Annotated in this window: 13 protein-coding genes; 4 read left to right on the forward strand and 9 right to left on the reverse strand. The window is 69.3% G+C overall.

Translation table 11 applies throughout. From position 1 onward, the window contains the following. The 3 genes from ACHFGS_RS09565 to ACHFGS_RS09575 all read right to left on the reverse strand — a co-directional run. A partial coding sequence (locus ACHFGS_RS09565) for an oxaloacetate decarboxylase (RefSeq protein ID WP_394289418.1) occupies positions 1-442 on the reverse strand: 442 nt, incomplete at its 3' end. Continuing rightward, positions 442-1,968 (reverse strand): MmgE/PrpD family protein, encoded by a 1,527-nt coding sequence (locus ACHFGS_RS09570; protein ID WP_394278918.1) that lies wholly within the window; start codon positions 1,966-1,968, stop codon positions 442-444. The genes ACHFGS_RS09570 and ACHFGS_RS09565, both read right to left, overlap by 1 nt. After that, positions 1,965-2,594: a GntR family transcriptional regulator gene (locus ACHFGS_RS09575; RefSeq protein ID WP_394278919.1), complete on the reverse strand. Its 630-nt coding sequence runs from the start codon at positions 2,592-2,594 to the stop codon at positions 1,965-1,967. Before ACHFGS_RS09575 ends, ACHFGS_RS09570 begins: the two co-directional genes overlap by 4 nt. Before the next feature lie 263 nt (positions 2,595-2,857). Here ACHFGS_RS09575 and ACHFGS_RS09580 point away from each other — a divergent pair, with 263 nt between their 5' ends. Beyond that, positions 2,858-3,391 (forward strand): ribonuclease H, encoded by a 534-nt coding sequence (locus ACHFGS_RS09580; RefSeq protein WP_394278920.1) that lies wholly within the window; start codon positions 2,858-2,860, stop codon positions 3,389-3,391. Here ACHFGS_RS09580 and ACHFGS_RS09585 read toward each other — a convergent pair whose 3' ends face one another. From ACHFGS_RS09585 to ACHFGS_RS09595, 3 genes are read right to left on the reverse strand one after another with little or no spacing between them, the layout of a single operon-like run. Next, the gene (locus tag ACHFGS_RS09585; protein WP_394278921.1) at positions 3,392-3,754 is read right to left on the reverse strand and encodes a VOC family protein; all 363 of its coding nucleotides are present in this window, start codon (positions 3,752-3,754) and stop codon (positions 3,392-3,394) included. A 56-nt stretch (positions 3,755-3,810) separates the two neighbouring features. Beyond that, positions 3,811-4,287, reverse strand: coding sequence for an NUDIX domain-containing protein (locus tag ACHFGS_RS09590; protein WP_394278922.1), 477 nt, complete (start codon positions 4,285-4,287; stop codon positions 3,811-3,813). Between the two features lie 8 nt (positions 4,288-4,295). Then, positions 4,296-5,309 carry an aldo/keto reductase family protein gene (locus tag ACHFGS_RS09595; RefSeq protein WP_394289419.1) on the reverse strand — a complete coding sequence of 338 codons (1,014 nt, stop codon included), beginning with the start codon at positions 5,307-5,309 and terminating at the stop codon, positions 4,296-4,298. A gap of 148 nt (positions 5,310-5,457) precedes the next feature. On the opposite strand from ACHFGS_RS09595, the gene ACHFGS_RS09600 reads away from it, so the two are divergent. After that, positions 5,458-6,729, forward strand: coding sequence for an Nramp family divalent metal transporter (locus tag ACHFGS_RS09600; RefSeq protein ID WP_394278924.1), 1,272 nt, complete (start codon positions 5,458-5,460; stop codon positions 6,727-6,729). 45 nt (positions 6,730-6,774) lie between these two features. Here the strand turns inward: ACHFGS_RS09600 and rlmN are convergent, their stop codons facing one another. After that, complete coding sequence (gene rlmN / locus ACHFGS_RS09605; RefSeq protein ID WP_394278931.1) at positions 6,775-8,001, reverse strand: 23S rRNA (adenine(2503)-C(2))-methyltransferase RlmN; 1,227 nt, start codon at positions 7,999-8,001, stop codon at positions 6,775-6,777. A 92-nt stretch (positions 8,002-8,093) separates the two neighbouring features. Here rlmN and ACHFGS_RS09610 point away from each other — a divergent pair, with 92 nt between their 5' ends. Then, positions 8,094-8,564, forward strand: a complete 471-nt coding sequence (locus tag ACHFGS_RS09610; RefSeq protein ID WP_394278925.1) for a GNAT family N-acetyltransferase — start codon at positions 8,094-8,096, stop codon at positions 8,562-8,564. A gap of 77 nt (positions 8,565-8,641) precedes the next feature. Beyond that, the gene (locus tag ACHFGS_RS09615; protein ID WP_394278926.1) at positions 8,642-9,487 is read left to right on the forward strand and encodes a Cof-type HAD-IIB family hydrolase; all 846 of its coding nucleotides are present in this window, start codon (positions 8,642-8,644) and stop codon (positions 9,485-9,487) included. Positions 9,488-9,517: 30 nt separating this feature from the next. On the opposite strand, the gene ACHFGS_RS09620 is transcribed toward ACHFGS_RS09615, so the two are convergent. Both ACHFGS_RS09620 and ACHFGS_RS09625 read right to left on the reverse strand, forming a co-directional pair. Continuing rightward, on the reverse strand, positions 9,518-10,261 hold the full coding sequence (locus ACHFGS_RS09620; RefSeq protein WP_394278927.1) for a sulfite exporter TauE/SafE family protein: 744 nt from the start codon (positions 10,259-10,261) through the stop codon (positions 9,518-9,520). Between the two features lie 171 nt (positions 10,262-10,432). After that, the coding region (locus tag ACHFGS_RS09625) for an SDR family oxidoreductase (RefSeq protein WP_394289420.1) at positions 10,433-11,031 on the reverse strand (599 nt) is incomplete at its 5' end.

Genomic DNA, 11,031 nt, shown 5'->3' on the forward strand with positions numbered 1-11,031 from the left:
CTGTGGCGCGGATGCGCTTGATCGCGGTGTCCTCGTCGACCACGGCCTTGCCGTCGAGGTGGCCGCAGCGCTTCGGGTTGACCTGGTCCTCAATGTGCGTTCCCGCAAGACCGGCGTCCTCGAGCTCCTGGATCGTCCGCGCGACGTTCATCGGCTCGCCGAAGCCGGTGTCGGCGTCGACGATCGCGGGGAGGTCGGTCATGCGGGCGATCTGCTTCGCCCGCCCGGCGACCTCGGTGAGCGTGGTGAGGCCGATGTCGGGCAGGCCGAGGTCGGCCGACAGGACGGCGCCGGAGATGTAGACGCCCTCGAAGCCCTTCCGCTCGATGAGCCGGGCGCTCAGCGGGTTGAACGCGCCGGGGAACCGGAGCAGCTCGCCCGAGGCGAGCCGCTCCCGGAACAGCCGCCGCTTCTCCGCGGCGGGCGTCGTGGCGTACAGCATCAGAACAGGCCCTTCGGGGCGGGTGCGCCCTCAAGAACGCCCGCCTTGGCAACGATGTCCAGCTCGCGCACCTCATCGGCGGTGAGCTCGGGGAGGCGCTGGACGAGGTCGAGGAAGCGCTCGATCTCGGCGGCCTCGAGCACCGGCTCGGCAAGGAGACGGAACTTCCGGATGTAGTCGGCCCGGGCGAAGGGACGCGCGCCGAGCGGGTGGGCGTCGGCGACGGCGATCTCGTCGACGACGGTCGTGCCGTCAGTCAGTGTGATCTCGACGCGGCCGCCGAAGGCCTTCTCGTCGGGGTCCTCGGAGTGGTAGCGGCGGGTCCACTCAGCGTCCTCGGCCGTCGTGACCTTGCGCCACAGCTCGACCGTGTCGGGGCGACCGGCACGCTCGGGCGTGTAGGAGTCGACGTGGTGCCAGCCGCCGTCCTGCAGCGCGACCGCGAAGATGTACGGGATCGAGTGGTCAAGCGTCTCGCGGGATGCCGTGGGGTCGTACTTCTGCGGGTCGCCGGCACCCGAGCCGATCACGTAGTGCGTGTGGTGGCTCGTGTGCAGCACGATCGACGCGACGTTCTTCGGGTCGCGGAGCTCGGGGCGCTCGGTGCCGAGCTTGCGGGCGAGGTCGATCCACGCCTGCGCCTGGTACTCGGCAGAGTGCTCCTTCGTGTACGAGTCGAGGATCGCGCGCTTGGGCTCACCGGCGGCGGGCAGCGGCACCTCGTAGGACGCGGCCTTGCCGTCGAGCATCCAGGCGATCACGCCGTCTTCGCCTTCGTAGATGGGGCTCGGCGAGGTCTGGCCGCGCATGGCGCGGTCGACGGCTTCGACGGCCATCTTCCCGGCGAAGGCGGGGGCGTGCGCCTTCCACGTCGAGATCTCGCCCTTGCGCGACTGGCGGGTGGCGGTCGTGGTGTGCAGGCCCTGGCCGACGGCCTGGTAGATCGTGTCGACGTCGAGGCCGAGCAGGGTGCCGATGCCGGCCGCCGCGGACGGGCCGATGTGGGCGACGTGGTCGATCTTGTGCTTGTGCAGGCAGATCGCGCGGACGAGGTCCATCTGGATCTCGTAGCCCGTCGCGATGCCGCGAACGAGCGCCGCACCGTCGGCGCCGACGTGCTGGGCGACGGCGAGGATCGGCGGGATGTTGTCGCCGGGGTGCGAGTACTCGGCGGCGAGGAAGGTGTCGTGGTAGTCGAGCTCGCGGACGGCGACGCCGTTGGCCCACGCCGCCCACTCCGGGCTCGTGCGGACGTCGTTGGCCGCGCCGAACAGGGTCGCGCCGGCGCCGCCGGTCGAGACGGGGTGCGACAGCGCCTGCGCGCGCGCCGAGCAGATCGGCCCGCGGGTGAGCGAGGCGGCGGCGACCGACGCGTTGTCGATGATGCGGTTGATGATCATGTCGACGACGTCGGCCTCGACGCCGACGGGGTCGGCGGCGACCTGCGCGATCTTGTAGGCGAGCTGCTCCTCGCGGGGCAGGGGCTCTTCGCTGCGGTAGACGCGCACGTGGTGCAGGACGGTCATGAGGGGGCCTCCAGAGAGTCGAGGATCGAGGTCAGGGCGTTGTGCAGGTGAACGTGGGTGGCGTGCGCCGCGAGATCAGCGTCGCCGGCCGCGATCGCCGAGGCGATGAGTCGGTGTTCGGCGACGGATGCCGTGAGGCGTCGGGGCTTGTCCCGGGCGAGGCGCCGCACGCGCACGAGGTGGGTGCGGATCATGCGCAGGGACGAGGCGAGGTACTCGTTGGCGACGGCCTCGTCGAGCGCGGCGTCGAACCGCGCGATGAGGGCGTAGTAGTCGTCGGCGTGGCCGGTCGGCTCGGCGGCGGCGAACTCGGCTGCGAGCGCGGCGAAGACCGCCCGCTCGGGCCGGCCTGCGGCCAGACGCGCCGCGGTCTCCTCGAGCGCGCGGCGAACGGCGAAGAGGGCGCGGATGTCGTCGGCGTCGACGTCGGCGACGACCGTGACGCGCGGGGAGGCCTGCTCGACGAGGCCGTCGGCGGCGAGGCGGCTGAGCGCTTCGCGAAGCGGCGTGCGGCTCACCCCGAGGCGCGTGGCCTGCTCGACCTCGGCGAGCACGGCACCGGGTGCGAGGTCACCGGACTGGATCTCCTCGAGGAGGGTGCGATAGGCGCGATCACTGGCGCGCATGGCTTCCTCCTTCGGCGAGTCCGTGACGTCAGTGTATACACAAAGGCCGATCCACCGCATCGCCGCCGACATTTTTCCCGCGGAGCGTATACATCCAGCGACTTCCGCGAGGTGCTCGACCCCGAACCCGGCCCTCAGGAGGTGCCCGTCCGCATGCTGCTCTCCCCGATCCACAACCACGACCTGTGGACGCGTCGGGAAGGTGCTGCTGCAGCCCTGAGGCCGGGCACGGCCCGCTCCCTGGACGCGGGTAGCGTGGACGGGTGAGTGATTTGTCCCGTTATGTCGTGGCCACCGATGGCGCCTGCAAGGGCAACCCCGGGCCGACCGGCTGGGCGTGGGTCGGCGAGGACGGCCATTGGGCCGCCGGCTCGCTGCCCGAGGGCACGAACAACATCGGCGAACTCCTCGGCCTCCTCCACGCGATCGAGGACCACGCCGACGTCGCCCAGCTCATCGTGCAGGCGGACTCGAAGTACGCCATCGACACGTACGAGAAGTGGATGGACGGGCACCGTCGACGCGGCTGGAAGACCTCGACCGGCGCGCCGACGAAGAACGTCGACATCCTCGAGCAGCTCATCGTCGCCCGCGACGCCCGCGCGGCCGCCGGGCTGCCGCCTGTGGTCCTCGAGCACGTCCGCGGCCACCGGGGCCATGTGCTCAACGAGTGGGCCGACGAGCGAGCGGTCCGCGCCTCGGAGCACGCCGCGCAGGGCAAGACCAGTGCGTGGTCGTCGCTCGGCGGCCTGCACCCGCAGCTCGACGTCAGCGCCGCACCCTCGAAGAAACGCTGATTACCCGCCCATCTCGCCCTCGAACAGGCCGATCTGGTTGCCGTCCGGATCGAGGATGACGGCCCACCAGCTGGTCTCCGAGATGTTGCCCTTCGGGATCAGCACCGACGCACCGCGCGCCTCCGCTTTCGCGATGGTCTCGTCGATCGAGTCGACTTCGATGACCGACCGCGGCTGGGTGAAGCCCTCCTCCCGGCCGGTGAGCGCTCCTCCACCGGCTCCGTTCGGGTTCTGCCACATCGGATAGCCCTCGTAGCCGGGCATCTCGGCGATCTTCCACCCGAACAGGTCGGAGTAGAACTCGGTTGCCTTCGCGATGTCGCTCACCGGGATCTCGGTGTGGGTGATGTCTCCGTGTGCCATCGTGGCCCCTTTCCTCGTCGCCAGTGTCGACCTGGGCGGACGAGGTCGCAAGAGGGTCAGTGCGCCGCCGCGAGCAGTTCCTCGAGCCGGTCGAACGCGGGCCGCTGCCCGGCGACCACGAGATCGCGCGCTCGCGCCAGCGGCATCCACTCGGCCCGATCGACCTCGGGGAACGACGCTGTCCTCCCCGATCGGGGCGGCCACTCCATCTCGAACTCTCCGAAGGTGAACTCGGATGCCGTGAACCCGTCGCCGTCGGCGACGAAGACGGTCACGCGCTTGCCCGATCCGTAGGCGAACGTGCCGAGCTCGGCGTAGTCGACGTCGGGGGCGTCGACGCCGAGCTCCTCGCGGAACTCGCGCCGCGCGGCATCCAGTGCCTGCTCGCCCTCCCCGTACTCGCCCTTCGGGATCGACCAGGCGCCCGTTTCCTTCTTGACCCAGTACGGTCCGCCCATGTGGACGACGAACGCCGACACCCCGCCCTTCCCGTCAAGACGGTAGAGCAGGATGCCGGCGCTGGTCGCAGCCATGGCGGTTCTCAGATGAGGCGGGCCTTCGGCGACACCGAGTAGGTCTCCTCGGGGTCGGTGACGGCCACCGGGGCGAGAGCCTCGTTGATCGCGGTGTACGTCGACTCGTCGAGCTCGATGCCGGACGCCTTGACGGTGTCCTCGAGCTGCTCGGGGCGCGATGCGCCGACGAGGGCCGCGGCGATGTTCGGGTTGTGGAGCACCCACGCGAGTGCGAGCTGCGGCATCGTGACGCCGACCTCCTCCGCGATCGGCTTCAGCTTCCGCACGGCGGAGAGCACGTCGTCGTTCATGAAGCGGGAGATCATCTGCGACCCGCCCTTCTCGTCCGTGGCCCGGGAGCCTTCCGGCAGCGGCTGGCCGGGCACGTACTTGCCGGTGAGCACGCCCTGCGCCAGCGGCGACCAGACGATCTGCGAGATGCCGAGCTCCTCAGAGGTCGGCACGATCTTGCCCTCGATGACCCGCCACAGGGCGGAGTACTGCGGCTGGTTCGAGACGAGCTGGAAGCCGAGCTCCTTCGACAGCGCGTGACCCGCGCGCAGCTGCTCGGCAGTCCACTCGCTGACGCCGATGTACAGCGCCTTGCCCTGTCGGACGACGTCGGCGAACGCCTGCATCGTCTCCTCGAGCGGGGTCTCGTAGTCGTAGCGGTGCGCCTGGAACAGGTCGACGTAGTCCATGCCGAGGCGCTTCAGCGAGCCGTTGATGCCTTCGAAGATGTGCTTGCGGGAGAGTCCGTGGTCGTTCGGACCCTTGGGCCCGATGGGCCAGTAGACCTTCGTGAAGACCTCGAGCGACTCGCGACGCTGGCCCTTCAGCGCCTCGCCGAGGACGACCTCGGCGGCGGTGTTGGCGTAGGTGTCGGCCGTGTCGAAGGAGGTGATGCCCAGATCGAGCGCTTTGTGGACGGTGGCGATCGCGGCGTCGTTCTCCACCTGCGATGCGTGCGTCAGCCAGTTGCCGTACGTGAGCTCGGAGACCTTCAAGCCGCTGTTGCCGAGGAAGCGATAGTTGACCATCCATCCAGGCTAATCCCGCCCGGCGCACCCTCGGCGTCCCGCAGGAGGGCCGCTCCTCCTCCACCCCCGAACGTGAGCATCGTCACGGGCGCGAAACACGCGCTGTCCTAAAGTGGCGACCAGCCGTTTCCGGATCAAGGAGGACTGGATGAGTACAGACACGTCGGAAAAGCCCCGCTGGAAGGTCATCGGCCCCGGCCTGGTCGTGGCCGCGACGGGTGTCGGATCGGCCGACATGGTCGCCACCCTCGTCGCCGGATCGAACTACGGCTACATGCTGCTGTGGGCGGTCGTCCTCGGCGTGATCCTCAAGATCGTCCTGGTGGAGGGCGCGGGCCGTTACACCGTGGCCACCGGCAAGACGATCTTCCAGGGGTGGCGCTCCCTCGGCCGCTGGCCGATCTTCTACTTCGCGCCGTACATCGTCATCTGGGGCTTCGTCTACGGCGCCTCGGCCATGAGTTCGACGGCGCTGCCGATCGCCGCGCTCTTCCCCGAGGGCTCGTTCGGCGGGCAGGTGTGGCTCTGGGCGGTCGTGACCGGTCTCGCCGGCTTCGCCCTGGTGTGGTTCTCGAAGTACCAGGTGTTCGAGAAGATCACCGCCGTCCTCGTCGGCCTGATGTTCGTCACGATCGTGATCCTCGCCGTCGTCGCAGCGCCGAACTTCCTTGACACGATCCGTGGCCTGGTGCCGCTCATCCCCGAGGGCGGGATCTTCACGACCCTGGCCCTGGCGGGCGGCGTCGGCGGCACGATCACGCTCGCGGCCTACGGCTACTGGCTCCGCGAGAAGGGGTGGGCGGCACCCCGGTTCCTCAAGGTGATGCGGATCGACAACACGATGGCCTACGTCGTCACCGGCATCTTCGTCATCGCCATGCTGATCGTCGGCGCCGAGGTCGTGCGCGCCGCCGGCGTCGCGCTCTCGTCGGGCGACCAGGGGCTGCTCGAACTCGATGTCGTGCTGCGCGAGCGCTACGGCGACTTCATCGGCGTGTGGTTCCTGATCGGCTTCTGGGCCGCCGGGTTCTCATCGGTGCTCGGCGTCTGGAACGGCGTCTCGCTCATGTTCGCCGACTTCATGGGCAACGTCACCGGCAAGGGATCGGACCACCCCGACGCGCAGGCGGGCGGCAAGTGGTTCAAGGTCTACCTGCTGTGGCTGACCTTCCCGCCGATGCTGCTGCTGCTGCTCGACCAGCCGATCTTCCTCGTGCTGCTCTACGGCTTCCTCGGCGCGCTGTTCATGCCGTTCCTCGCGCTCACGCTGTTGCCGATCCTCAACACCGATCGGGTACCGCGGGAGTTCCGCAACAAGTGGTACTCCAACACCGCGCTCGGCATCACCGCGCTGCTGTTCGTCGTGCTCGGCGTCTATCAGGCCTACACCGCGATCGCAAAGGCCCTCGGGCTCGGCTGACAGCTGAGGGATGCCACGCGGCATCCCTCAGCATCACGAAGAGGATCAGGCGGATGCCGCGGCGGCCGCCTGGTCCTCTTCTGTTGCCACCAGCTGACCGCAGGCACCGTCGATCTCCTTGCCGCGGGTGTCGCGGAGGGTCGTCGGGATGCCGGCCTGGTTGAGGCGGCGGACGAACTCGTTCTGCACGTCGGCGTCGGACGAGGTCCAGATGGAGCCGGGCGTCGGGTTCAGCGGGATCGGGTTGACGTGCACCCAGCCGCGACCGCGCTCGTTGAGCTTCGTCGCCAGCAGGTCGGCACGCCACGCGTGATCGTTCATGTCTTTTATGAGGGCGTACTCGATCGAGACGCGGCGACCGGTCTTCTCGAAGTACTCGCGCGCGGCATCGAGGGCCTCGTCGACCTTCCAGCGGGAGTTCACCGGGATGAGCTCGTCGCGCAGCGTGTCGTCGGGCGCGTGCAGCGAGAGGGCGAAGGTCACCGGGATGTCTTCGTTGCTGAGCTTGCGGATCGCGGGCACCAGGCCGACGGTCGAGACGGTGATGCCGCGGGCGCTCATCCCGAGGCCGTGCCTCTTGTCGACCATGGTGCGGACGGCCTGCATGACGCGGGCATAGTTGGCCAGCGGCTCCCCCATGCCCATGAAGACGATGTTGGTGACGCGCTCGTCCTTGTGACCGACCCTGCGGGGGTCGCCGAGGCCGCCGTCGGCGATGAGCCGGTTCGCGCGGACCACCTGGTCGACGATCTCAGCCGCCGACATGTTGCGGGTGAGGCCGGCCTGACCGGTGGCGCAGAACGGGCAGTTCATGCCGCATCCGGCCTGGCTCGACACGCACAGCGTGATGCGGCCGGTGTAGCGCATGAGCACCGACTCGACGAGGGCGCCGTCGTGCAGCTTCCAGAGGAACTTGATGGTGTCGCCGCCGTCGGTCTCGAGCCGGCGCACCTCGGTCATGAGGTTCGGCAGGAGGCCCTCGACGAGCTCCTCGCGCCCCGCCGCCGGAAGATCGGTCATCTCGGCGGCATCCGAGGTGTAGTGCTGGAAGTAGTGCTTCTCCAGCTGCGCGGCGCGGAAGGCAGGCATGCCGAGCTCGGTGAGCTTCTCGCGGCGCTGCTCGTGCGAGAGGTCGGCGAGGTGCACCGGGGGCTTGCCGCGCTTCGGGCTCGCGAACTGCAGGAGGGGACGACCCTCGGCATCCTTCTGCTGAGTCCAGCCCTCGGTCGCAGGCTTCACCTGCCGGGGCTTCGTCGTGCGCACGGCGGACATGCCCTCAGGGCGCGCGGAGGGGAACTCAGTCATGTTGTCAAGGGTAGAGGAGCAGGCTGGGCGACGGCCGGGCGCGCCGATACCGTGGCACCGTGAGCGACATCGAGATCCGACCCATCACCCTCGCCGACGCCGGCGAGGTGCTGACCCTTCAGCGTGCCGCCTTCGTGCAAGAGGCGCAGATCTACGGCAGCACCGACATGCCCCCGCTCACCCAGACCCTCGAAGAGCTCGAGGCCGAGCTGGTCGAGAACCTGGGCCGCGTCGCCGTCGACGGCCACCGCATCGTCGGGGCCCTGCGCGCCCGCCTCGACGGGGATCTCCTGCTCATCGGGCGGATCGCGATCGCCCCCGATCAGCAGGGCCGCGGCATCGGCTCACAGCTGCTGGCCGCCGCCGAGCAGGCCGGGAAGGATGCCGGGGCCCGCGAGGCCGAGCTCTTCACCGGATCCCTGAGCGAGGCCAACCTCCGCCTCTACGAGCGCGAGGGCTACACCGAGTCCGAGCGGATCCCGCAGGACGGCGGCACCGAGCAGGTCTTCCTCCGCAAGCCACTCGCCTGACCCGCCCCCGCCGAGGCCGCCCCTCGATGTCTCGCGGGCAGGAACGGGGGCCCGGCGGCATCCGGGAGAATGGAACCATGACCCGCATCGCCTTCCTGGACGTCGACGGCACGATTCTGGAGCACGGGGATGCGATCGCCCCCTCGACGGTGACCGCGATCCGCACCGCGCGGGCCAACGGGCACCTCGTCTATCTCTGCACGGGACGGGCTGCCGGCGACATCCACCCGAAGGTGCGCGAGATCGGCTTCGACGGCGCGATCACCAACGGCGGCGCCTTCGCGACGCGCGGCGACGAAGTGCTGTTCGCCGAGCCGATGCCGCGCGAGGACACCGACCGACTGATCTCCTACTTCGACACGGAGGACATCGACTACTTCCTCCAGACCAACGACGCCGTGTACGCGAGCCCGGGCGTCGGGACGATGGTCGACGAGTTCTTCGCCCGCCGCCGCGCCCGCATGGAAGAGGACGCGCGACGCCTCGGCACGCCGATGCCCGACGTCGCCTCGCTCATCTCCTACCGCCCGATGGTCGAGGTCGACCTCGACCAGGTCGCGAAGACCACCTTCATCAGCAAGCGCTCCGACAGTGTCGATCGCGCACAGGTCGATCTGGGCGAACGCTTCCACGTGATCCCCGGCAGCATCCCCCTTCCGGGCGGCTCGAACGGCGAGATCGGACTGCGCGGCACGAACAAGGGCTCGGCGATCGTCCGCGTGCTGGAGATCCTCGGACGGGATGCCGCCGACGCGATCGGCATCGGCGACAGCTGGAACGACGCCGAGATGTTCGACGTCGTCGGCACGGCAATCGCCATGGGCAACGCCGACCCGGCTCTGAAGGAGCGCGCCGGCAACGTCACGACCGATGTTCTCGACGACGGCGTCTGGAACGCCTTCGTCTCGCTCGGTCTCGTCTGACACGAGCGGATGCCGCGGCGCGGCATCCGCTCAGTGGATGGGGAGCAGCAGGTAGAGCGCGCCGACGATCGTCAAGATGATGACGAGTCGGTCGAACAGCCGCTGCGGGATGCGGGATGCGATCGCGCGTCCGCCGAACGCCCCGACGATGACGAACGGCACGAGGATCGCGTCGATGAGGAGGCCCGTCGGGGTGATGAGCCCGAGGCTGATCGAGAACGGCACCTTGGCGATGTTGATGATCGCGAAGAACCAGGCCGCGGTGCCGAGGAACGCCTTCACCTCGAAGCGCGAGGCGAGGAAATACATCGACATCACCGGTCCCGCGGCGTTGGCGACCATCGTGGTGAACCCGCCGAGGGTGCCGTAGGTCACGGCGGCGACGCGTCCGCTCGGGACGGCATCCGGACGTGCGCGTCGACGCCAGAGCGTCACCGCCACGACGGCGAGCAGGATCACGCCGATGACGCGGCGCACCCCGTCGTCGTCGGCGAAGGCCATGAACACGACGCCGACCAGCAGCCCGGCGATGACCGCCGGCGCGAGACGCAGCAGCGACCGCCACTCGGCGTGCTGCCGGTACATCCAGAGGGCGAACATGTCGCCGACGATGAGCAGCAGCAGAATGGTGCCGGTCGACTGCTTCGCGGGCAGCACGGCCGCGAAGGATGCCGCGGCGACCGTCCCGGCACCCGGCAACGCCGTCTTCGCGAGCCCGATGATGAGCGCCCCGACACCGAGCACGACCCAGGCGAGGGCGGTCAGCTCTGGCATGCGGCAGGCTCGGCGATCACCCCTTCACGCTATCCGGCGCCGGGCCGCGGCCCGGTAGATCGCGACCTGCCGCACGCGGATGCAACGGATTCTGCGCGACGCGCCGGCATCTGATCGTGTCATCCGGCGTGTCGGCGCGGATCCCTTGCATCCGGGAACACCGCGCAGCGCTCAGTCGAGGAAGATGTCGGGGAAGAGTTCGCTGTCGGGGGTTCCGGGCACGGCGGCATAGCCCGAGAAGTCGGTGACACCGGCATCCCGGAGCACGTCCTCCACGATCAGGGCCTGACCGGTGTACTCGCGCGCCGGCTTGAGAAGCACCTCGTACGCGGCGTCGGCGTAGACCTCGGGCGTGCGGCTGACCTTCATCATGCGGTCGCCGCCGAGCGCGAACTGCACGGCCGCCGTCGCGATCGTCGTCTCGGGCCACAGGGTGTTCGCCGCGATGCCGTCGTCGGCGAACTCGGCCGCCATGCCGAGCGTCGCCATCGTCATGCCGTACTTCGCGAGCGTGTATCCGGTGTGGGCGCCGAGCCAGCGCGGCGTGATGTTCAGGGGCGGCGACAGCGACAGGATGTGCGGGTTCTCGGCATCCTTCAGGATCGGCACCGCGGCGCGGCTGAGCATGAAGGTGCCGCGGACGTTGACGTCCTGCATGAGGTCGTACTTCTTCTCCGCCAGGTCCGACGAGCGGGAGAGGTCGATGACGCTGGCGTTGTTGACCACCGCGTCGATCCCGCCGAAGGTCTCGACGGTCGTGGCGACGGCCC

Origin of the sequence: Microbacterium sp., from assembly GCF_043427715.1 — a bacterium.
GTDB lineage: Bacteria > Actinomycetota > Actinomycetes > Actinomycetales > Microbacteriaceae > Microbacterium.